The sequence below is a fragment of the Jutongia hominis genome (genome assembly GCF_014384965.1).
GTDB lineage: Bacteria > Bacillota > Clostridia > Lachnospirales > Lachnospiraceae > Butyribacter > Butyribacter hominis.
Map to the genome: position 1 here is coordinate 1 of NZ_JACRSW010000007.1, position 24,535 is coordinate 24,535.

Consider the following 24,535-nt stretch of genomic DNA (forward strand, 5'->3'; position numbering starts at 1 on the left):
TAAAGATAAAGGTGACAGTTCCAAAGCCAAGCCTGTGATCCATCTGGAAGTCACTTTGCATCTGTAATTTTAAAAATCCCTTACACCTATATCATCAATGAGCGTATGAACTGGCTCATCTCGAAATTGTTGCAACAATCATCCGCCAGCTCACCAGAAACCTGACACCGGAAGAAATTAAGTCATCGGGCTTTGATAAATACTATGTTGATCATACCCTTGCAATCTGGCCTCAAGCGGCAGGCGGTATTCCATTCAATGCCTGTGAGTTTCAATGCAAAGGTGACACAATCACCGATCTGCATGAAGATATGGCCGCTGAGCAAAAAGCCCGAAGCACCTATGATAATATCTTACGCATGATCAAGGATCCTGAAATCTGCGATCCTATCCGTTTCTTACGAGAACGTGAAATTGTTCATTATCAGCGTTTCGGTGAAAGCTTACGTCGTATTCAGGATGATCTGGATTCCAGAAACTTCTATGCATTTAATGCACAGATTGATAAGAAGCATTGCTGACATGCCTCTGTAATCACCTTTACAGATTGCATTTTATATAGATTAAAGAGGATAGTGCCCCGGCACTACCCTCTCTTTCTTAAATCTTCTATGCTCTTTATCTACTACATGCTTTACATTTTCCAATCCCCAATTTTCAGGGTTTTGCATTCTATTAGCAGATCTCTGCTCCTGCCGGCATTGCTTTTTCCGGTGTCATAAGGGCAAGATTACCTTCTGCATCTTCGGCACAAAGAAGCATTCCTTCCGAAAGAACACCTGCAAGTTTAGCAGGTTTCAGGTTCACAAGAACCATAACTTTTTTGCCAACCATCTCTTCTGCTGAATAGTATTTTTTTATACCGGAAACGATCTGTTTTACTTCACTTCCGATCTTAACCTGCGAGCAGAGAAGTTTCTTTGATTTCTTCACTTCTTCACAAGCAATAATCTCACCGACCTGAAATTGCATTTTCATAAAGTCATCAAATTCAATCTCCGGTTTTGCTTCTATATCAATGCTTTCCTCGTCCTGTTCATCCGTATTTACTCCTGACTCTGCTTTTGCTTCTGCCATTTGTTTCTTCTTAATCTCTTCTGCCTGTGCAAGAACTTCTTTCGGATCCAGACGCATAAAAAGGATTTCCGGCTTATCGGTTACTTTTGTTCCCGAAATATATTTTCCAAATGTATCCATTTCATCCAATGGACGCTTCGTTGTATTAAGCTGTGCTAAAATCTTCTCTGTTGTCTCAGGCATAAATGCTTCTAACAGACTTGCACCAATCGTAATGCTTTCCACAAGGTTATAAAGAACTGTAGAAAGTCTGTCTTTTTTCGATTCATCTTTACCAAGAACCCAAGGCTCTGTTTCATCAATATATTTGTTACAACGTTTGAACAATGTAAAAATTTCCGTGATCGCATCTGCTACACGCAAATGATCCATCTTATCTTCAACTGCTTTCGATGTACTAAGAACTTTCTCTTTCAGGCTTGCATCCACATCTTCTACAACATCCTTGTCTTCTACAACGCCATCCAGATATTTATTTGTCATGGAGATCGTTCTGTTTACAAGGTTACCAAGGACATTCGCAAGATCTGAGTTCATACGCTCAACCATCAATTCCCAACCTACTACGCCATCACTTTCAAATGGCATCTCATGAAGCATGAAATAACGGACTGCATCTACGCCAAACACATTAACCAAATCATCCGCATAAATAACATTACCTTTTGATTTGCTCATTTTTCCATCACTTTGTAACAGCCATGGATGACCAAATACCTGCTTTGGTAAAGGAAGATCCAATGCCATCAGCATGATCGGCCAATAAATCGTATGGAAACGAAGAATATCTTTTCCGATCAGATGAAGATCTGCCGGCCAGTATTCTTCATAAAGATTTCTTCCATTTTCATCTGTTGTATGATTTCCATCCAGATCAAAACCAAGACCGGTAATGTAGTTGCTTAACGCATCAATCCATACATAAACTACATGATCCGGATCAAAATCTACCGGAATACCCCATTTGAAAGAAGTACGTGAAACACAAAGATCCTGTAAGCCCGGAAGGATAAAGTTATTCATCATTTCTTTCTTACGTGATTCCGGCTGGATAAACTCAGGATGTGTATTGATATGCTCGATCAGACGATCTGCATATTTACTTAAACGAAGGAAATATGCTTCTTCTTTTGCCGGCTGACATTCACGTCCACAATCAGGACACTTGCCATCTACTAACTGCGATTCCGTAAAGAATGATTCACAAGGTGTACAATACATTCCTTCATAATATCCCTTGTAAATATCGCCCTGATCATATAACTTCTTAAAAATCTTCTGAACCTGTTTCTCGTGATCCGGATCAGTTGTACGAATGAATTTATCATATGAAGTATTCATCAGATCCCAGATAGTCTTGATCTGACCGGACACATCATCAACAAACTGTTTTGGAGTAACGCCTGCCTCCTGTGCCTTCAACTCGATCTTCTGACCATGTTCATCTGTACCTGTCTGAAAACGTACATCATATCCCTGCTGACGTTTGAAACGAACAATACTGTCTGCAAGAACAACCTCATAAGTATTTCCAATATGCGGTTTACCTGAAGTATACGCAATCGCTGTGGTTAAATAAAATTTCTTCTTATCTGCCATAGTTTCCTTCCTTTCCTGCTCTGTTTCTTATGATCAATTTTTCTAAGAATTCAGATATCAAAAATCCATTTTCATAACAGTAAGCCATCTGTCAAAAAAATTTAGACCTTTTCATCGCTGAATTTTCTAAGCAATAAAAAACTACTGATCACACCAGCCACAACTGCAGATGCTTTTAATCGCTGAACTTTCTCAGCAATAAAAAACGCCTCTAAGAACCTGACGTTCTTAAAGACGAGTATATCCCGTGTTACCACTTTAATTCCAATTTGTCTCGCGACAAAATGCTCTGATACTGCAATAGATCTGATCTACAGTATGGCACTATAACGGGTGCTCCCGTCGCAGCCTAACAAGAATATAATCTGTCGTATAATATACTATCTTCTGATCACTATTGCGATCAGAACATTGCCTGATAAACAATTCCTGTGTCGGTACGAGGCTCCAAGACCATCTTCCATCATAAAATACAATTCCCTTTCTCAGCCTCCGGGTTCTCTGTAAAAGTTTTTATCATGTACTCTTCTTTTCATTGCTTTTTACTAATATCTACATTATTTTATGCTTCCTGCCGCTATTTGTCAATAGATTTTCCCCTCTAACCGGTAATACCTATAAACGCCTTTAATGAAACTCCGTCATATACTTACGATAATGCAATGGCAGCATATTTGTTTGCAGCTTCTGATTTTTTCTTTCCACAATGGCGATATGATCAAAGAATGTTTTCCACAAATCTGCGTATTCTTCCTGCTTTTCTGTTAATTCTTCTAACTTTTTTGCCTCCTGTCCGGTTAAAAGCCGTAACTCCCACGATCCGTCTGCCTGATGAAAAGCTGCCTCTTGATGTGTCTTGTCATAGATGATAAACCATTCACTGATAAAACGTTCCCCAAAATGCTGCATCAAATTCGGTATTACATGGTGGCGCGGTTCGATCACACCAAGCAACAAGGAAGGTTCTTGGGCTACTTCCTGAAAACGCAAAAATTCATTAAAATAATGTGCTTCGTTTTGTACTGCACGATTGATTGCAAAGATTCGCTTTACACAGGGAAGCTGTAATGCTTCACATACCTGCTTTCCCATTGTAAAACCATATGCAACAAACCGGTATACAACATCTCCTCTGTCTGAAAAATCGGATGCTAATGCATTCATCATAAAAGCATATGCTTTCCATGATATCTTAGACCGAACAGCCTTGATCACACTGTCTTTTTTACCGGAATCTGTCTGCACAGTGATGTATTCCGAAAAAAGAGTTCTATTCGTAGTATATCCCGGACTTTGTGGTTCTATCCGAATATATTCATGTCCATAACCGGATATACCGGCATCATATATCGCACTTAAGATCCCATCTACGGTGTCTTCACATTGGTATACTCTGATCATCTTATCCATAAGCCCCTCCTTTCCATAACGCTTACCAGGATATCAAGTTTTCAAAATATTTCACCCCTGCATTTCAAAATCCAAGAATATCTTAACCGGACATTTCGGAATCAGAAAAAAATGAAAGCTGACGGTATGTGACTTTTTCACCATATCCCTTCATGACATCCGGTTCTTTATCTATGAGATTGCGTGTAATATAGTCTTCATCTATTTTCAAAAAAGAATACATCATTTTCCCCTGACAAGTGATAAAATAGACGGCACGTTTCATAACAACACCAATCGCTTTTAAAGCTTCAAAATCCAGATTACCGGTCTTTCTTGCTTTAATAATTCTTCTTGCTGATTTCACCCCAATTCCCGGAACACGCAACAGCGTATCAAAAGATGCACTGTTGATTTCTACCGGAAACTCTTCGAGATGTCCTAATGCCCAGTCACATTTCGGATCTAAATATGTATTAAAAAACGGGCGCTTTTCTGATAATAATTCATTTGCCTGAAACCCATAATAGCGAAGAAGAAAGTCAGCCTGATATAGCCTGTGTTCCCGTCTGAGCGGAGGCTGTGTATTCCATGCCGGAAGTGTAACATCCTGATTGACATTGACAAAAGCAGAGTAAAATACTCTTTTGAGATCAAACTTCCGGTATAATGCTTCCGTCACTGCCATAATCTCATAATCACTCTCACCGGAAGCGCCTATGATCATCTGCGTACTTTGTCCACTCGGAACAAAACCTCTGCTGATATCCCTGTTTTCCCATTTTGTAAGAGCTGTTGCCTTTGATGGCTGTATAATGTCTGCTTCCTTGGTCACTTCTTTTTCCTGTCCGCTCGTTCCATGAAGCAATCTGCTTCCTATCTGCCCATTCTGACTTCCCGGTAAAGCTCTTCCTATTCTTTTTTGCGTATACCAGTATGCGCTTTGATTGCCTCCTTTCATCCCTAAAGCCAGTCGGCTTTCTTCCACACCATTTTGAATCTGACGCATCGGTGTTAAAATAGTGCTTCTTGACTTGTTCGGTGCTAACTCTTGCAATCCTTTTGCAGTCGGCAGTTCCAGATTAACGCTCATACGATCAGCATACCATCCTGCTTCTTCAATTAGTTCAGGTGATGCTCCGGGGATTGCTTTACAATGAATATATCCATTAAAACGATGGATTGTTCGAAGATCATGTAATGTCTTACAGATCCGCTCCATTGTATAATCCGGTGATTCAACGATTCCGGAGCTTAAAAATAGTCCTTCTATATAATTTCTACGATAAAATTCCATCGTTAAGGAACAGACTTCTTCCGGTGTGAAAGTTGCACGCGGCACATCATTGGTGCATCGGTTAATACAATATTTACAATTATAAATACACTCATTTGTATACAATATCTTTAAAAGAGAAATACATCTTCCATCCGCAGAAAAGGAATGACAGACTCCTGCTGCCTCACAGCTCCCAAGCATTCCCTTTTCCCCTTTTCGGGAAACACCGCTGGATGTACATGCTACATCATATTTTGCTGCATCTGCCAAGATTGCCAGCTTCTCTTTTATTCCGGCTTTTTCCTGTAAAACCATATCATGTCTCCTTTCTGCACGCAAAAAGAGGTTGACGAACATTTGTTTGTATGCTATACTATCACATGAACAAACGTTCGTCAACCTCTTTTTCAAATAAAAATACGATCATTTTCCGGTTACAACAGAAAGGATTTCTTCCGGTTTATGTATCAGATATTCGGGTTCCAAACTTACAAGAAGCTCCTCACTTCGAAAACCCCAGGTAACGGAGATACATGGAATTCCGGCATTTTTTGCCGTCGCACGATCCACATCCGAGTCTCCGACATACACGGTATTCTCCTTTGTTGCTCCAAGCAAGCGCATTGCTTCATATACAGAATCCGGTGCGGGTTTTCTGCTAATCCCCTCTCTCTCTCCTATTGCTACATCAATATATTTTGCAAAATAATATTTTGCCAGATCTTTTACGGCATCATCTGCTTTATTTGATACGATCGCCATAGAGATATTCTGCTCTTTTAATGCATCCATCACTTGTTCCATTCCTTCATACATAGAAGTTTTTACACGCGAATGTGTTGCATAATACTCACGGAATGTTGCAAAGACTTTATCCGTTTTCTCAACACTTGTTCCCTCCGGCACTGCCCGATCGATCAATTTACGTATTCCATTGCCTACAAAGCAACGCACTTCTTCCAGAGTATGGGTTGGATAACCATGCTGAGCCAGTGCATAATTTGTACTATCCTTTAAATCTTCTAATGTGTTTAACAAAGTTCCATCCAGATCAAAAATTACATTTTGATACATAGTATCCCTCCATTCTGTTTATATATACTCTCGGTAATTTTTCAAAACAAATCCTTCAGCCGGATTTCCGAGAGTACATTTATCTATATCAATGTCGCAAAGAACGGTGCCAATACAACTGTGATCACACCCGAAACTGCAATAGATAACCCACTCATGGCACCTTCTATTTCGCCAATTTCAAGTGCTTTGGCTGTTCCCATTGCATGTGCCGAAGTGCCTAACGCAACGCCTTTGGCAATCGGTTCTGTAATATGAAAGATCTTATAGATCATTTCAGCGATCACATTACCAAGAATTCCCGTCACTACGATCACCGCTACCGAAATCGTTACATAACCGTTCAGTTCTTCTGAAACCCCCATTCCAATCGCTGTTGTGATAGATTTAGGAAGCAATGAAACATATTCCTTATGTTCATAAGAAAATACGACTGCAAAAAGGAAAACACAGATCGCACTTGTCAGACATCCTGCCAAAATACCTGATAAAATTGCGACCCAGTTCTTTTTTAATTTTTCAAACTGCTGGTGCAAAGGAATTGCAAGACAAACTGTCGATGGTGTCAGGAAATAGCTAAGATACTTAGCCCCTTCCTCATAAGTTGCATAATCAATATCAAACCCCACCAAAAAAACAATTGTTGCTGCAATTGAGATCAATAACGGATTAAACAACGGAAAATTTACTTTCTTTTTCAAAAGTAGTCCGATCTCATAAGTACACAAACTGATAAACACTCCAAAAAAAACTGATTCCTGTATAAAATCTTTCATATAATTCTTCTCTCCCGGTTTTTGAACTTTTTACTAACTCGATTTATGATACAAATTTGACATGATGTGTCTCTTTTATAAACACCTTTTAAACTTCATCCATATTTCTTCTTTTTCGAAGTGCGATCACCCCCTGCGTTACCAGACCGGATACTGCCATAACCAGTATCGTAGATACCACGACTGTTAACACAAGACTGCCAAGCATTGGTTTCATTACGCCCCATGACTCTAAAAGACCGACACCTGCCGGAATAAAAGTGAGCGGCATGATCTCTACAAAGAATTCGCCTACATCCCGAACAGAGGCTAACGGAAGCAGCTTTGTTTCAAGTGCGATCAGAAGTGCAAGCAATCCATAAATGCTGGCAGGCACCGGAAACGGAAGTAATGCTTTTAACACTTCACCTAAAAAAGTAAATAACATAATAATTACAAATTGCCTTACATATTTCATATTGTTCCTCGTTTCTTTCTAAATAAGAAGCAACATCAGCATGCTTTTATATCTTTAAGCACAAAGTGTGTCAGATGCAAAGCATCTGGATTTCGAAGTTATTATATTGCTTCTATACAAGTATTTTCTGTTCCATAAAAATACTAGATACTATAGTATCACATTATTTTCAAAAAAATAGTACAAATTTAATACAATTATGCACCAATTCTCTTGTAACCTTTTGCTGAATCAGAAAATACTACACCGGGATCTGAATATTCTCTTGTCCCAGATATTGCTTTGTATCTTCCAAACTTATCAATTTTTTTATATTCAGACATGTAATTGCCTTATTTTATGGTAAAATAAGAAAGTGCGAAGAATGAGCTTTACACGCTAAGAATTGCTTTGGCAATTCTTGCTGATACATTACTACTGTTATGAACAGTTTTCAATCCCATAAGAAAATACAAAAAGAATGGAGAACATAATGAGAAAAAAATTACTAACATCTATCCTGGTACTCAGCATGGTCTGCTCTGTAATCTCAGAACATACTGCCTTTGCTGCTTCTGTAGCGACTCAACCTGCTATCAGTACTGACAGTACCGAAACTACCGACACTATAAAAGATACCGATACAACAAAAAATACAAATACACAGAAAAGCTATTCCTTTAAGAAAAATACCTTTTCTTATAAAGGTTCAAGCCAGAGTGTCAGTCCATTGACAAACTCTACTTACACACATGCGGATGCATTTGATGGGATGTACATTTTTAACGGTATTGATGTTTCTTATCATAATGGTACGATTGACTGGAATGCAGTTGCTGCAACCGGCATTGACTATGCGATCCTGCGTGTCGGTTATCGTGGTTACGGCAGTACCGGCAACCTATGTGCCGATGTTAAATTCGATGAATACATTCAAGAGGCAATCGCAGCCGGAATTCCGGTTGGAGTTTATTATTATACAGAAGCAATCTCTACAGATGAGGCAATTGCAGAAGCCAATTATTGTATTGAAAAGATAAAAGATTACAATATCACACTTCCTGTTACGATTGATTTTGAGCCGGGTACGAACAAAGGCCGTTCTTATAAAGCAAATCTTAGCAAGACACAGGCGACCAACCAGGTAAAGGCTTTCTGTGATACGATCGCAGCAGCCGGATATACGCCTGCCATCTATGCAAACAAAAGCGACCTGACAACTCGTATTGATGGTGCTTCTCTTGGAAGTTCTTATAATATCTGGCTGGCGCAGTATAACAGTAAAACCACCTACACCGGTGCCTATCAGCAATGGCAATATAGCAGCTCCGGTACAATTTCCGGAATCAGCGGTAAAGTAGATTGTAACTTCTTCTATTCTGCTGCCGATTCTTTAACAAGTACGGCACCAACCGGTACAAGCATTGCGTCTGCTACAATTTCGTCTATTCCGAATCAGACCTACTCTGGAAAAGCCATCTCTCCTGCCGTAACAGTTCGCTACAACGGGCAGACATTGCTACAGGGTACTGATTACAAATTGACCTATTCTAACAATACTGCGATCGGTAAAGCTTCTGTTACCGCAAAAGGTATCGGTGCTTATAGAGGCAGTGTCACCAGACAATATAATATTAATCCTGCAAAGATCTCTTCCTTTAAAAGCAAATCCGCATCACGCCAGATTACCTTAAAATGGAAAAAAGGAAGCAACAATTGTGGTTATCAAATATTTAGAAAAAACACCTACAATGCTAAATCTTATAAGAAAGTCAAAACAATATCTGCGAATACCACAACAAAATGGATTAATAAAAAACTAACATACAACCGGGAATATTATTATTATATCCGCCCATATAAAACAGTAAATGGTGCTAATTTCTATGGCAGCTTAACTTACCTGACAACTTCTACTACGCCACGGAATAAAAAGCGTACGATTCGCAAAAAAACTGCATTATATAAACAGCCAAGCCTGAAAGGTACAAAACTTGCTACTATTCCAAAGAAAGCAAAAATAACCTGTATTTCCAGAACCTATGTGACAGCTTCTAAGAAAGTTTACCATGTCACATATAAAAAAGGCAGTAAAACATATACAGGATATATCGCCGGAAAGACACGGCTTTACTAGCCGGCAATCAGAACCTTTTCCAGCAACAATTTCCACATCACATCTTAACTGTAACACACAAAATAACCAGACTACAAAACAGCCGGTTTGACTACATTCTTTCCTGCCATACAAACGCTTGAAAGAATTGCCAAACCGGCTGTTTTTATTGTTCTTATAGTATAGAGTTCCTTCTTATTCCCTGCTTTTATTTTTTATAGTCAAAACGATATACATTGACAGACAATGGTGGAAGCTTCATCTGTAAAGAATATGTTTTTCCTTCACATTCTTCTTTGTCTGCTTCGACAAATTTCTTATTCCGTACGCCTGTTCCACCGAAGCGTTCTTCATCTGATGAAAGAAGCAGCTCATAACGTCCTCTGCATGGTACACCTGTACGATATGCATCATATTCTACCGGTGTAAAGTTACAAATGAAAAGCAACTGGTCTTTTGCACTTAAACCACGTCTCACAAAGCTGACGGTACTCATCTGTGCATTTTCACAGCTCATCCATTCAAACCCCATCGTATCATAATCATTTACATACAATGCATCATACTTTGCATATAAATGGTTCAGTTCGCGTACAAAATCCTGCATCTGTTTGTTTCTTTCTTCATCAAGAAGGAACCAATCCAGACTTCTCTTTTCACTCCACTCTCTAAACTGGGCAAATTCCTGTCCCATAAAGAGAAGCTTCTTGCCGGGATGACCATACATAAAGCCATACGCAGTACGCAGATTTGCAAATTTATCATCGATTTCACCCGGCATTTTATTGATCATAGAGCCTTTTCCATGCACTACCTCATCATGTGACAAAACCTGAATAAAGTTCTCACTATAAGCATATTGCATACTAAAAGTCAGTCTTCCATGGTTATTTGCCCTAAAATACGGATCCATATGCATATATTCAAGAAAATCATTCATCCAACCCATATTCCATTTGAACAGGAAGCCAAGTCCGCCAAGCTCAACCGGAGAAGTCACGCCCGCCCATGCGGTAGATTCTTCCGCTATGATCAAGGTTCCCGGAGCCTGCTTTTCAAATTCACGGTTCATATGATGGAACAAATGGATCGCATCATAGTTTTCATTGCCGCCATCTTCGTTTGGCAGCCATTCTCCATCATCTTTTCCATAATCGAGATAAAGCATAGAAGCAACGGCATCCACACGCAATCCGTCCACATGGAATTTTCTCAGCCAGAAAAGTCCGTTTGCAAGCAGGAAGTTCTCGACTTCTTTTTTGTTATAATTAAAAATATATGTGCCCCAGTGTGGATGTTCACCACGTCTTTTATCAGGATGTTCATACAATGGCTGTCCATCAAAGTTTCCAAGTCCATGCTCATCCTTTGGAAAATGTGCCGGTACCCAGTCTAAGATCACATAAATACCCTTTTCATGCATATAATCCACAAAGTACATAAAGTCTTTTGGATCTCCGTAACGTCTTGTCGGAGCATAATATCCGGTTACCTGATATCCCCACGAGCCATCAAACGGATGCTCTGCAATTCCCATAAGCTCAACATGCGTATAGCCCATTTTCAGAACATAGTCTGCAACCATCGGAGCAAGTTCGCGATAGTTATAGAAACCATCTTCCGTTCCGTCATCTTTCTTTTTCCATGATCCTAAATGCATTTCATAAATAGCCATCGGCTTTTTACGAAGAGACTGTCTTGTCTCTTTGACTCTGGCATTCATCCATTTGTTGTCTTTCCAATGATAACCTTCTATATCAGCTACTACAGAAGCATTATTGGGACGAAGTTCTGCACAATTTGCATAAGGATCCGACTTCATCAGCAGATCGCCTTTTCGCGTTAAAATCTGGTATTTGTAAACAGCTCCCGGTTCTACTCCGGGAATAAATATCTCATAAACTCCTGACACCTCCAATGTACGCATCAAATGAAGTCGTCCATCCCACATATTAAAGTTTCCAACCACACTGACTGCTCGTGCATGAGGTGCCCAGACCGCAAAATACGTACCCTTCACACCATTGATCGTCATAGGATGTGCACCCAGCTTATCATAGATCTGATAATGCTTTCCTTCTGCGAAAAGATACAGATCATCACTACTGATCTGTGGTTCAAATGCATATGGATCAGCTGTGACCACCACATCATTCTCTCCATAATAGATATGAAGCAGATAATCTGACTTATATTTCTTTCCATCTACATATAGCCCAAAGAAACCACTGCCTTCTCCAACTTCTTCGAGTTCAACTTTCTGCTCTCCCTTAGCATTTGTTACAAAAATCTGCTTTGCTTCCGGACGATATACAGTAAAGACCTGTCCTTTGCCAAAGTTGTGTAATCCCAGAATATTATGAGGTGCATTGTGACATCCTGCCAGCAGCTCATCATATTCTACCCAATTAATCCATTGATCTAATTTTTCCTGCATAAAACCTCCCCCTATCGACATCTCCTTATGTTATAAAAAGCGCAAAGCCAGCGCTTTGCTATGTGTTCCACTACTGTACGAGCAGCTTCCTATTCCATAAAAAAGCCACCTACACTGCATGTATAGATGGCTTTGCTTTTGCATGTGTTTTTATTATAAAATAATTCACATTAGAAGTCAACGAAAGCTTATATCCCCCTGATCTATTCGCTAAGAACATCGCTCATCTGATTGATCATATCTTCATCCTTTAAGCGGAATAAAAATTCTACACGTCGCGATGCATTCCGATCTTCTTTTCCATCCTTATCCAATACAGGATTGCTAAAAGACTTTCCATTTGCCGTGATCATATCACGTACCCCTTTGATCTTACTTTCTGATAAAACCGCACTCTTTGCATTCAGACAATAAGAAGACACCGACAATGCTCTCTTTTGTGAAAGCTCTAAGTTATACAGATAATCACCTTCCGAATCAGTATGACCTTCAATGATGATTTCCGAAACATACTCCTTAAACTGTTTATTTGTCAAAACACCAATATATTTTGGTATAAATTTCTTTAAAAGACTTTCTCCCGACTGCTTTAACACTGCCTGTCCCGAATCAAAAAGAATGCTTGAATCCAATGCGATCGAACCTGTCTTTTCATCGACATTGATACTCATATCGGTTCCGTCGAATTCCTCTTTCAATGCTTCGATCAGCTCTTTACGGATTCCGATCAGCTTATCTAACTGTTCCTGCTGTTCTTTTATCACTTCCTGCTGCTGCACTAACTCCGCCTGCTTTTCTTCATATTGGGACGTAGATTGTAAGATTGTAAAAGAAATAATCAATATAAAGATCAAAAGCAATGCCGCCATCATATCGGAATACGACAGCCAATAACTTGTCTCTTCTTCTTCCCGCTTATGTTTATTACGCATTTTTCCCTCGTTTCTTATACTCATTTCGAACTATCTTCCATACGGATTTTTCATTGCATTGGCAATCTTTTGCGCCAGACTGTCTCCAAAAGAATCCAAAAGCTTTTCCATCTCCTGCATCTGGTGTTCCTGAAACTTCAAAAGCATTCCGATCTGATCATTTGCCATATCCGGCAGTACATATTTATGATAAGCATTTAGAAAATATTCTACTGCGTTATATGCATCTTCCAAATTCTTTTTATATACAAAGTTAAAAATCAGTGAAAAAACCATACCATAGATAGATGTATGAAATGCGATCTTAATACCATCCATCAAAGGTGCGATACTATTTGTGATCTCTGCTGCACTTCCGGTATTGAAATTTTGCAGACCGATTGAAAGTCCGATAAAAGTACCAAGAATACCAAGACCTGTCATAACACCCGGTATAATACTTAAAATTCCTTTTTTGATCACCGCATCAAAATAATCTTCATTGATATAATCCGCCAGATCACAGGTTGATCCATATGCAGAAAGCATATTCAAACGTTTTCGTTCTACCCGGTATTCATTAAATTTGTGGTTTAATGCTTTATTATGAAAAAAATTTGTCTCATCCTTGTATTGTTCCCAAAGATATGCTCCGCTTTTATTAAAATCAATCTCCATAGTCTCTACGGCATATTTCATGCTTTTGATCATTTTATTGACCGGCATAAAGCACTGTGTATTGGCCCAAAGGATCACGGCACCGATAATGATAAACATACTGATATTAACGACCAGATTTGCCATGTCCGGCTTAGCACCGCTAAAAAAGTTCAAACATACTGCTACACCTACCATAACAAAATACAATGGCAGTAGTATTCTTTCACTATTACTTGTTTTCATTCGTTTCTCCTTTTTGTTTTTACTTTTTAAGATTAGGGTGTCAGGGAAATTCAGACCACTTAACACCATGATCTGTTTAGAGAAATTCACCCCTGATAAGATAACAAAACCCACTAAAACATTTTTGCATGAAACAGATCTTATATCAAAGATCCGTTTCATAACATAATCCTATATACAAAAATGTTTAGCGGGAAAATATCTGAAAACACTGCCGGTTCTCTCATATACCAGACCGGAATGTTTTCGAAGATTTTTTTTATGACATAGATTCTACTAATTTTGTAACGGCTGCTGCCATTTCTTCTGACTGCTTGTCTGCATCTTCAAGAGAAGTACCTACAACACCATAGTAGAATTTGATCTTAGGTTCTGTTCCGGAAGGTCTGATACACATCCATACATTGTCTGACATATCAAAGTATAATACGTTTGACTTTGGAAGTCCTGTTGGTTTTACCTCACCGGTTGTAATATCTGTAATCGTATCTGCCTGATAATCACGGAATGATGTGACTTTGTGTCCGCAGAACTCTTTTAACGGCTCTTTACGAAGTGTTGCCATAATCTCCTGAATCTTAGCAAGACCTTCGATACCTTTCATGGTTACAGCCTGTACACCATCTTTATAATAACCATATCTCTCATACATAGCGATCATGGCATCCCATAATGTCATGTTCTTTGTCTTATAGTAAGCTGCTGCTTCACAAAGTGCCATTGTAGCAACGATCGCATCCTTATCACGAGCATGTGTGCCGATCAGGCAGCCATAACTCTCTTCAAAACCAAAGAGATATTTGCCCTTGCCGGTTGTCTCAAATCCAAGGATCTGCTGACCGATAAACTTAAATCCGGTCAATACTTCGATCAAGTCAACATCATAGTATTTTGCAATCGCATCTGCAAGATTCGATGTAACGATCGTCTTGATCAGCTTACCATCCTCAGGAAGCCCTTTTGTCTCTTTAATCTGGGAAATCTCATAATCAGCAAGCAGACAACCTGACATATTACCTGTTAATGCAATGTATTCTCCGCTCTTTGTATCCTTCACATAGACACCAAGGCGATCGGCATCCGGATCAGTCGCAAGTACCAGATCGGCATCCTTTTCTTTTGCAAGCTTTAATGCAAGTTCAAAAGCTTCTGCAGCTTCCGGATTTGGATAACTTACTGTTGGGAACTCGCCATCAGGAAGCTCCTGCTCCGGTACAACATATACATTTTCAAAACCAATCTCTTTTAAGACACGTCTTGCCGGGATATTACCTGTTCCATGTAATGGTGTATATACGATCTTAATGTCTTTTCCAACTTCTTTGATGCTGTCCCAATGAATCACCTGTTTTTTAAGTTCTTCAATATATTTATCATCAATCGCAGCACCGATCACTTCATATAGACCTTTTTCCTGTGCGTCCCTCTTATCCATTGTCTTAACTGTTGCATAATCCGTAACAGCTTTTACTTCATCCATAATGCCGGTATCATGAGGTGGTGTGATCTGTGCACCATCTTCCCAATATACTTTATAACCATTGTATTCCGGTGGATTGTGGCTTGCAGTCACGTTAATACCGGCGATACATTTTAATTCTCTTACAGCAAAGGAAAGCTCCGGTGTTGGTCTGAGTGATTCAAAAACATAAGCTTTGATACCATTCGCAGCCAGGCAAAGAGCAGCTTCATCAGCAAATTCCGGTGACATTCTTCTGGAGTCATATGCGATTGCAACGCCCTGGCTTGTCTTACCTGCTTTTACAATATAATTAGCAAGTCCCTGTGTCGCTTTACGAACCGTATAGATATTCATGCGGTTTGTGCCGGCTCCGATAATGCCACGAAGTCCTGCTGTGCCAAATTCAAGATCGGTATAAAAACGTTCTTTGATTTCATTGTCGTCATTTGCAATTGCCTGCAATTCCTTTTTGGTGTCTTCATCAAAATATGGATTTTCTAACCATGCCTTATAGCTTTCTTTGTAATTCATGAATTTTCCTCCTGTCATCCGGCATATGCCGTAAAGTGATTGATTTATCTATAGACGCATACGCGTTCTTATATTTAGTATTTCTTGTGCCTGACAAAACTATTTTCACCGGTTTTGTCATTTATTGTGTATCATCTGCTACAAGATCAGCAAATGATAGTTTGGTATTCTTGTCATCATCCAGAATATCTACCGTATAACTCTTTGTAACTTTTCCGGTCTCACTTAATGTAATAGTCTGAGAACCGATTACTTTTGTAAATGTACAAGGTGCCATACCTTTATAAACATTATCCAGATATACAGATGCACCTTCCGGTGCTGATACCGTGATCGTATGTCCGCTGTCGATCTTCTTCGTAACAGTATTACTGTCACTCGAACTATCTGAAGACGAGGAAGATGCAGCCGGTGTACTGCTTGCCGATGGTGTTGCAGAAGCTTCTGACTCCTCCTCATCGGTCAGGCTGATCGATATTGTTTTCGATGCTTCTTCTACATCTAAAATACCGGAATACGTCTGATATCCTGTCATAGACACTGTAACTTTATATTTGCCATAATTTAACCGTACCGGCTTGTCATAGCGGATCGTTGTACCGTTCAAGGCAACATCTGCTCCTTCCGGCTCTACATTGAATGTAACTTCACCAATGTTTTTCTTCGTTGGTACATAATCACTAAAATCAACAACAACTTCCGAATCCGCCTTAACCATAACAGTCTTTGTCGCACTTGCTCCGGTCTTTGACAATGTCAGACGATATGTGCCTTCTCCGGCAGTGATAAGCATATTATCTGAAACAGGAACAATGATCTTGTCTCCCACTTCTGCCATACCACCTTTGAAATCATTATAATTCGTAATACGGATATAGCCATGACCGGATGTCCTGACTGCTGAATATACTTTAATACCGATACCACGGACTGTCAACACATCCTGCGAACTAAACTCCATTGTATCGATCTGTGCTGTCTCGGACGCAAAATAAGTATGCTGGTCATATTGGTATTTCTCACCGGCAAATTTCATCATATTCTGATCCGCATCAAATGAAAATTTCTTAACATCCTGATATTCCCATTCGTCTTCCGGAACGGATGCTGTCACGATCTTTGCATCACTGATGCGGTATTCCACCGTAAAGATCTCTCCTATCTCAATCTCTGATGCATCTTTTTCCTGTTGATAGCGATCTGTCACTACCGAAGTCTCACCATAGGATAATGTATCTACAGTATCTGTTTCTAATTCTCTTAACTGGATCTCTTCTTTTGCCGTATCGTTCTTCAAAACAACTCCGGTTACACCATGTGTTTCTATTGCCGGCGTCGATGCCGCTGTATTGTTCCTCTTTTTAATCGAAATACTACACGAAGTCAGAACGGTTACGCATAAAGCAGCTATGCATACCAGTAAAGTAATGTGTTTGTGTGTTCTTTTCAACATTCATTCGTCCCTTCATCTACATCCGTGTAATATCTTCCGATCAGAGTGTCAATGCCTTCTTCCGACACAATAATCTTCTCAAAATAAGTATATGCTTTTGCATTCGTCCCTTGCAAATATATAGACATACCTATTTATATTTTACCACACACTTCTCTAAAATAAAAGCCCCCTGATCTCTCTTAAAAACTTTTGACGCTCCTGCTCCTGTTCTTCCATTTTTCTAAGTTTTTCATAGTTTTTCAAAGACATCCATGATTTCTTTCCATTGTAATAAAAATCAATCTGTTTCCAGAACTTTTCCGGAAATAAAAACAAAAGATACAGCATTTTTGCTTCGATATCGGAAAGCGGTCGTATTTTTTGATATTCTTCAATCATTCTTATACCGCTATGCACACTCCAGCCCTTTTTTTCCATCCATTTCCGCAAAAAATGATACAGATCCACAATTTGCATGCCAAACTCTGCCCGTTCAAAATTAACAACCGCAATCTCATGTTCCGTAAAAAGAACATTATGATGATTATAACTGCCATGATACAGACGGCCTTCATTGACAGACTGTTGCTGCAAATACAAAAAAGATTCCTGATCCATCTGTTCAAGAGCTTTTCCTGCCTGTTCATAATACAGCGGGAAAAGATTTAATATACAGATCTCCATTTCGTTTTTCTGCTTTTTCGTACGGATATAATTATAAACGCGTTTCATTTCACGCATGTGGCGATGCAATGTTCCCGTGATTTCTTTTTTGCAACCCCACTTTTTGAAATCTTCCAAACAATCCGTCTTCGTCTGATCCTGCTCCTGCGTCAATATCTTAGACGCATCTTTTATTATATCTTGTGCCGGATAAACAAATTCCCGATGCAGACAGGCAAGATTTTGTACAACCTCCCTGACATCATCATTATCATGCAGGTTACATTCTCTTCCTAAAAACCACCGCTTTAATATCCATACATTACCCTGTTTATCTCTCGTTGTATAAGAACCATTCTCTGTCTTCAATGCCAGATCAATCGCCTTGCGTCCCTGTTCTTCCAGCTTCATCTTAATCTGCTCCGTAAAACTAAGCTTCTTCTCACTTTCCCGGCAATGGATCAGTGTAAAAATACCTTCTTTGGCTTCAAAGAGGATTGCACCACGAATTCTCCTTTTTCCATTCACATGAATCGGATATTGTTTTACAATTTCTTCCGTCTTATCTTCCATTTTACAACCCCCTGCTCCCCTGATTTTAATTCCGATCATAAATACATTAATCTTACCAATGCATTTTTATATGTCCGGTATCGAACGTGTTCTTTTTCATCATATGACACAGAAGGAGGAATCATTCCAAAAAAATCCCTTTTGTATCACAAGTATTCCTTATCATACAAAAGGGATTCCGGGGATTGCAATATTATTTTTCAATATAACCGATACCAAGGCTGTTTGGTCCGATATGTGTACCAACGACAGGTCCGATACATGTTACGAATACCGGATTCTTTACGCCTGCTTCTTCAAGCTGTTCTTTGAGCTTTTCTGCACGTTCCGGTGCATTGGAATGACCAATTACGATCGGGTAGTCGGGATCAGCCGGATTTTCAAGTAAGCGGTTGACAAGCCATGCATTACAAGACTTCTTTCCCTTAACCTTGTCTACCGGCTTTGCGCCATCCGCTACTACCTGCAAAACCGGATGAAGTTTCATCAATCCGCCGATAAGTGCTGCACTCTTTGAGATTCTGCCGCCACGTTTTAAATATTCCATTGTGTCAATAACAATGTATGTCTTTGTCTGCGGAAGTAATTTACGGATCGCATCTTCAATCTCTTTGGCACTCTTTCCCGCATCACGAAGTGAAACAGCTGTCTTAACAAGAAGAGACTGCCCCATTGCTCCATTTTCACAATCGATCAGATGGATCTTGTCAGAGTCCACTTTTTCCTGTGCAATATATGCCGACTGGAAAGTAGCACTCATTCCCTTTGAGAAAATAATCGCTACCACGTCATCTCCGGCATCTGCATACCGCTGAAAAACCTCTTCAAAATCATAAGGATTTACTGCTGATGTTGATGGCGGAGTACTGTTTTCTTCTAACTTTGTATAAAAATCTTCATTTGATAATTCTATACCGCATTTGTACTCTTCTTCACCAAAACATACATTTAACGGAAGGATATCAATATTGATCTCCTTTGCATATTCCATTGTCAAATCACATAAACTGTCCGTAATTATTCGTATCATTCTTGCCTCCATACCTGTATCATGTCCTCTCGATATTTTTCGCTAAGAAGATACTGAGAGGACATACTTAATTTTTCTGTTATTTTGAACTGTCTTACAAAATGCTACTCTGAGAGGAGTTCATCTGCAAGTGTTTCCATTGCTGCGATATCTTTGTCTTTCATAACAGACATGATCGTAACATTATTCTCACATATAGAAAGATTCTTCATACCCTCTAACATACCTGTCATCGCTCTTTTTGCTGTTGGTGCCCAGGAACCGTTCTCAATCATTGCAACCTTACGCTTCTGATAGCTCTTATGGGCAAGTCGGTTTAAGAAGTCTTCCATCGGAGGGAACACACCGCCATCATAAGACGCTGCACAAAGAACTAACTTGCTGTAACGAAATGCATCTTCAACAGCCTCTGCCATATCATCACGGGTCAGATCAGTAAATGCAACCTTGGCAGCACCCTTTTCTTTCAGGATCTCTGCCATCTTTTCTGCTGCCTTTCTCGTATTTCCATGAATGGACGCACTTGCAACCAAAACACCTTCATCTTCCGGTTCATAACTGCTCCATGTGTTATACTTATCAATATAATATTCTAAATTTTCTTTTAAGATCGGTCCATGCAGCGGACAGATTGTCTGAATATCCAAACCTGCTGCTTTCTTCAGCAATGTCTGCACCGGAGCACCATATTTTCCTACTATATTAAAATAGTATCTTCTGGCTTCACAAGTCCAGTCTTCATCTGCACTTAAAGCACCAAACTTACCAAAACCGTCTGCTGAAAACAGAATCTTTTCTGTTGACTCATATTCCACCATAACTTCCGGCCAATGTACCATCGGAGCCATGACAAATGTTAATTTATGTGCACCAAGTTCTAATGTATCGCCCTCTTTGACTGCGATCGCACGTTCCTCAAGATTTTCAATATCAAAAAACTGTGGAAGCATTGCTTTGGCTTTGACACTAAGCACTAATTTTGCATCGGGATACGCATCTGCTAATGCCTTTACATTAGAAGCATGATCCGGCTCAAGATGAGAGATCACAAGATAATCTACTGTTCTGCCATCTAACGCAGCTTTTAAATTTTCAAACCACTCTTTGGATTTTCTTGCATCTACGGTATCCATAACTGCTGTCTTCTCATCTAAAATGACATATGAGTTATATGATACCCCATTCGGAATAATATACTGTCCTTCAAAAAGATCCAGATCTGTATCATCTACGCCTATGTACTTTACAGCATCAGAAATTGTAACTTTATCCATGTAAATTTACCTCCATTATTCATATGCTATTGTATTCTTAAAATCTTTTGTATCATATCAAAACCGATTTTAAGAATGCCTACAATTTTTTTATTCAGAATGATTATAGCATTAGGGCAAAAAAAAAGAAAGCATATCTTTCTTGACACCACATAGTATAATAATTATTGCAAAAAACTCTTCTTATTGATGTATCATTACTATAGAATGAACCTTTTTATTGCGAAATAAAATAAGCTAGAAATGAGGATGATTTATGACCACAACACAAAATACAACAGACAATCCACTGGCAACCGGAAATATCAACCAATTGATGATCAAGTTTGCCGTTCCAAGCATCATTGCAATGATGGTCAGTGCTGTTTATAACATCGCCGATCAGTTATTTATCGGCAACGCTGTCGGTACATTAGGAAATGCTGCAACAAATATTGCATTTCCGCTTTCTATGATGTGTACAGCGATTGCATTGATGTTTGGTATCGGTGGTGCATCCAGCTTCAACCTGCATATGGGAGCCGGTGAATCCCAAAAAGCACCATATTTTCTTGGTAACTCGATCACGATGCTTCTTGGTCTGGGAGCAATCCTATTTATCGGAACGGAACTTTTCTTAGATCCGATGTTAAAGTGCTTTGGTTCTCCTGATAATGTACTGCCGCTTGCAAAGCAATATGTCAGCATCACAGCGATCGGTTTTCCTTTCCTGATCATTACAATCGGTGGCGGTCATCTGATCCGTGCCGATGGCAGCCCAAAGATGACAATGATATGCAATCTGTCCGGTGCCATAATCAACATTGTATTGGACGCTCTTTTTGTACTTGTTCTCCGCTGGGGTATGGTCGGTGCTGCTCTTGCAACGATCATCGGTCAGATCTTTTCTGCATTTCTGGCTCTGAACTATTTAAGACACTATCGGACCGTAACAATCGAAAAAAAACATTTGCGTCCACAGACTATTTATCTGAAAAGGATCATGGCACTTGGCATGGCTTCCTGCTTTAACCAGATTGCAATGATGACCGTACAGATCTGTATGAACAATCTGCTCAAACATTATGGTTCTCTTTCTCAATATGGTGAAGCAATCCCGATCGCCTGTGCCGGAATCGTTATGAAAGTCGGACAGCTTTACTTTTCCATCGTGATCGGATTGTCTCAGGGCAGCCAGCCGATTGAAAGTTTTAACTATGGTGCACGCCAATATAAACGTGTAAAAGCCGCATACCGCTATGCTATGATCGCAGGTGGAACCGTATCGGTAATCGCTTTTGTAATCTTTCAGCTCTTTCCGCACCAACTGCTGGCACTGTTTGGGAATGGATCGAAAGAATATTTTGAATTCGGATCTTTCTACTTCCGTATCTTTATGTTAATGGCATGGGCAAACTTTATGCAGCCAATCTCTTCTACATTCTTTACTTCCATCGGTAAAGCTAACAAAGGTACATTCCTGTCTCTGACAAGACAGATCATCTTTTTGCTGCCGCTGATGTTCTTTTTGCCTACCATCTTTGGGATCAAGGGAATCCTGTATGCAGCACCTATCGCAGATGGCATGGCATTTGTGACAGCTGCCGTTATGGTATGGTCGGAAATGCGTGCCATGAAATAAAAATACAATTTCAAGATATTACCGTGTGTACCACCACTGTACGAGCAGTTTCCTATTCCATAAAAAAACAAAAAAAGAAGCCGGTCAAAACCGACTTCTTTTTTCTATTCTGGACCGGCGGGATTCGAACCCTCGAATGCAGCAGTCAAAGTGCTGTGCCTTACCGCTTGGCGACGGCCCACTATTTATAATTGGAATATTATGATCATGAACGATCCAATATTCCCGAAGTGTAACAAAATGTCCACTCCTATATTGAAAAAATCCCTGCCATAATAACAAGGATTTCAAGGTGGATAGTGGGATTCGAACCCACGGCCTCCAGAGCCACAATCTGGCGCGCTAACCAACTGCGCTATACCCACCATATGAATAACATCATATAAGTAATATCAGTACAGATTGGTTCATCTTAACTGATAAGCGTGCCAGGAGGGATTCGAACCCCCGACAACCGGCTTAGAAGGCCGGTGCTCTATCCAGCTGAGCTACTAGCACGTATAAGAGCGGGTGATGGGAATCGAACCCACGTATCCAGCTTGGAAGGCTGGTGTTCTACCATTGAACTACACCCGCATATTTTTTATCGAAGCTCCAAGTACCTGCTTCTTCTTTATTCAATTCACGTCACACAATCGGGGTGACAGGATTCGAACCTGCGACCCCCTGATCCCAAATCAGGTACACTAGCCAAACTGTGCCACACCCCGAAGTGCTGTCTCATTAACAACCGTCTTATCCGTGACGCAAGTAAGATTATATTATAGCTCTATCAGAATGTCAACACTTTTTTTGATTTTTTTCAAACTTTTTTATCATACAAGCTACAAACCCCTATTTTTACTGGATTTGTGGCTTGTATTTTTTTCATGAATTTATCTCTTTTAATGCATTTTTTCGATCTTTTCTAATTCCTGTACCAGAATTTCCATCTCTTTTTGTGTTCCGATCGAAATACGCAAATAGTCTTTAATTCTCGGATTATTTCCAAAACGACGAACAAAGATATGCTTTTTACGAAGCTCATCAAAAAAGACTTCACCCGGAATCGTCTTGTGCTTTGCAAAGATAAAGTTTGTTTTAGAATCACCAAAAGTAAATCCCAGACGTGTCAATTCTTTCTTCGTCCACTCTCTGGTATCGACAACACGCTTACGCATTTCTTCAAAATACGCTTTATCACGGATCGCAGCTGCACCGATCTCTACTGACAATCTTGTCATCGGATAACTGTTGTAAGAAAAGCGGACATCATTCATCGCAGCAATCAGTTCTGCACTACCCATGGCATGTCCGATACGCATACCGGCAAGTGAACGGGATTTAGAATAGGTCTGTACGATCAATACATTGTCATATTCTTTGATCAGTTCTAATGCACTATGATCACTAAAATCAACATAAGCTTCATCAATGATCACGACTACATCACGGTTATGGTCAATGATATCACGCAGCGCATCAAGTTCCTGCACGACACCGGTAGGTGCATTCGGATTTGCGATCACGATACCGCCATTTTCCCCATAATAATCACTTCTTACAAACTCAAAATGATCATCTAAAGGCTTTTGGACATATGGAATCTGAAAAAGTTCTGCCCATACATCATAAAAAGAATAAGTAATATCAGGGAAAAGGATCGGCTTTTTCGAATTGAAGAAAGTCATAAATGCGATTGCAAGCACATCATCTGATCCTACTCCGACAAAAACCTGATCAGAATTTAAACCATTATATTCTGCAATCGCATCTACAAGATGCTGTGAATTCGGATCAGGATACAAACGCAATGCATTGATATCATATTGGTCTAATACTTCCTGTACTTTAGGAGATGGCGGATAAGGATTCTCATTCGTGTTCAGCTTGATCATATCGGGAAGATCCGGCTGTTCTCCAGGTACATATGGTTCTATCGTTCTTAAATTATCTTTCCAACTACTCAT

The 24,535-nt window shown here is 39.6% G+C and carries 17 protein-coding genes, 5 tRNA genes and 1 pseudogene; 3 read left to right on the forward strand and 20 right to left on the reverse strand.

The window, feature by feature from the left end; all coding sequences use genetic code 11:
• Nucleotides 1-107 precede the first annotated feature (107 nt).
• Nucleotides 108-521: pseudogene (locus H8700_RS01540) on the forward strand (manganese catalase family protein); the annotation flags it as partial.
• A 154-nt stretch (nt 522-675) separates the two neighbouring features.
• Here the strand turns inward: H8700_RS01540 and metG are convergent.
• The 6 genes from metG to H8700_RS01570 all read right to left on the reverse strand — a co-directional run bounded on the left by metG (nt 676) and on the right by H8700_RS01570 (nt 7,651).
• The gene (metG, locus tag H8700_RS01545; protein WP_249302550.1) at nt 676-2,676 is read right to left on the reverse strand and encodes a methionine--tRNA ligase; all 2,001 of its coding nucleotides are present in this window, start codon (nt 2,674-2,676) and stop codon (nt 676-678) included.
• 627 nt (nt 2,677-3,303) lie between these two features.
• Complete coding sequence (locus H8700_RS01550) at nt 3,304-4,086, reverse strand: TIGR03915 family putative DNA repair protein (RefSeq protein ID WP_022142512.1); 783 nt, start codon at nt 4,084-4,086, stop codon at nt 3,304-3,306.
• 82 nt (nt 4,087-4,168) lie between these two features.
• On the reverse strand, nt 4,169-5,659 hold the full coding sequence (locus H8700_RS01555; protein WP_249302554.1) for a putative DNA modification/repair radical SAM protein: 1,491 nt from the start codon (nt 5,657-5,659) through the stop codon (nt 4,169-4,171).
• 108 nt (nt 5,660-5,767) lie between these two features.
• Nucleotides 5,768-6,418 carry an HAD family hydrolase gene (locus tag H8700_RS01560; RefSeq protein ID WP_249302556.1) on the reverse strand — a complete coding sequence of 217 codons (651 nt, stop codon included), beginning with the start codon at nt 6,416-6,418 and terminating at the stop codon, nt 5,768-5,770.
• 83 nt (nt 6,419-6,501) lie between these two features.
• Entirely contained in the window at nt 6,502-7,194 is a 693-nt protein-coding gene (locus H8700_RS01565) for an LrgB family protein (RefSeq protein ID WP_022142509.1), read from the reverse strand.
• Nucleotides 7,195-7,282: 88 nt separating this feature from the next.
• Nucleotides 7,283-7,651, reverse strand: coding sequence for a CidA/LrgA family protein (locus H8700_RS01570; protein WP_249302558.1), 369 nt, complete (start codon nt 7,649-7,651; stop codon nt 7,283-7,285).
• Between the two features lie 472 nt (nt 7,652-8,123).
• Between H8700_RS01570 and H8700_RS01575 the strand changes: the two genes are divergently transcribed.
• Nucleotides 8,124-9,767, forward strand: a complete 1,644-nt coding sequence (locus H8700_RS01575; protein WP_249302561.1) for a glycoside hydrolase family 25 protein — start codon at nt 8,124-8,126, stop codon at nt 9,765-9,767.
• A 187-nt stretch (nt 9,768-9,954) separates the two neighbouring features.
• Here the strand turns inward: H8700_RS01575 and glgB are convergent, their stop codons facing one another.
• The 8 genes from glgB to H8700_RS01615 all read right to left on the reverse strand — a co-directional run bounded on the left by glgB (nt 9,955) and on the right by H8700_RS01615 (nt 20,965).
• A complete protein-coding gene (gene glgB, locus H8700_RS01580; protein ID WP_249302563.1) occupies nt 9,955-12,183 on the reverse strand; it encodes a 1,4-alpha-glucan branching protein GlgB in 2,229 nt (742 codons plus the stop codon).
• Between the two features lie 203 nt (nt 12,184-12,386).
• Complete coding sequence (locus H8700_RS01585; protein ID WP_249302565.1) at nt 12,387-13,115, reverse strand: OmpA family protein; 729 nt, start codon at nt 13,113-13,115, stop codon at nt 12,387-12,389.
• A gap of 30 nt (nt 13,116-13,145) precedes the next feature.
• Entirely contained in the window at nt 13,146-13,997 is an 852-nt protein-coding gene (locus H8700_RS01590) for an anti-phage protein ZorA-like protein (RefSeq protein ID WP_249302569.1), read from the reverse strand.
• 259 nt (nt 13,998-14,256) lie between these two features.
• Complete coding sequence (locus H8700_RS01595) at nt 14,257-15,990, reverse strand: phospho-sugar mutase (protein WP_249302570.1); 1,734 nt, start codon at nt 15,988-15,990, stop codon at nt 14,257-14,259.
• 121 nt (nt 15,991-16,111) lie between these two features.
• Nucleotides 16,112-17,443, reverse strand: coding sequence for a PEGA domain-containing protein (locus H8700_RS01600; protein WP_249302572.1), 1,332 nt, complete (start codon nt 17,441-17,443; stop codon nt 16,112-16,114).
• Between the two features lie 156 nt (nt 17,444-17,599).
• Nucleotides 17,600-18,661 carry a YutH/CotS family kinase-like spore coat protein gene (locus H8700_RS01605; protein ID WP_249302574.1) on the reverse strand — a complete coding sequence of 354 codons (1,062 nt, stop codon included), beginning with the start codon at nt 18,659-18,661 and terminating at the stop codon, nt 17,600-17,602.
• A gap of 193 nt (nt 18,662-18,854) precedes the next feature.
• On the reverse strand, nt 18,855-19,691 hold the full coding sequence (locus H8700_RS01610; RefSeq protein WP_249302576.1) for a DegV family protein: 837 nt from the start codon (nt 19,689-19,691) through the stop codon (nt 18,855-18,857).
• 104 nt (nt 19,692-19,795) lie between these two features.
• The gene (locus H8700_RS01615; protein WP_249302578.1) at nt 19,796-20,965 is read right to left on the reverse strand and encodes an FprA family A-type flavoprotein; all 1,170 of its coding nucleotides are present in this window, start codon (nt 20,963-20,965) and stop codon (nt 19,796-19,798) included.
• A 256-nt stretch (nt 20,966-21,221) separates the two neighbouring features.
• Between H8700_RS01615 and H8700_RS01620 the strand changes: the two genes are divergently transcribed.
• A complete protein-coding gene (locus tag H8700_RS01620; protein WP_249302580.1) occupies nt 21,222-22,586 on the forward strand; it encodes an MATE family efflux transporter in 1,365 nt (454 codons plus the stop codon).
• Nucleotides 22,587-22,695: 109 nt separating this feature from the next.
• On the opposite strand, the gene H8700_RS01625 is transcribed toward H8700_RS01620, so the two are convergent.
• From H8700_RS01625 to hisC, 6 genes are all read right to left on the reverse strand, one after another.
• Nucleotides 22,696-22,767: transfer RNA gene (locus H8700_RS01625), tRNA-Gln, on the reverse strand.
• Nucleotides 22,768-22,877: 110 nt separating this feature from the next.
• Nucleotides 22,878-22,951, reverse strand: a tRNA-His gene (locus tag H8700_RS01630).
• Nucleotides 22,952-23,010: 59 nt separating this feature from the next.
• A tRNA-Arg gene (locus tag H8700_RS01635) sits at nt 23,011-23,084 on the reverse strand.
• A 7-nt stretch (nt 23,085-23,091) separates the two neighbouring features.
• Nucleotides 23,092-23,162, reverse strand: a tRNA-Gly gene (locus H8700_RS01640).
• A gap of 59 nt (nt 23,163-23,221) precedes the next feature.
• A tRNA-Pro gene (locus tag H8700_RS01645) sits at nt 23,222-23,296 on the reverse strand.
• Nucleotides 23,297-23,470: 174 nt separating this feature from the next.
• Nucleotides 23,471-24,535: a histidinol-phosphate transaminase gene (hisC, locus tag H8700_RS01650; RefSeq protein ID WP_249302584.1), complete on the reverse strand. Its 1,065-nt coding sequence runs from the start codon at nt 24,533-24,535 to the stop codon at nt 23,471-23,473.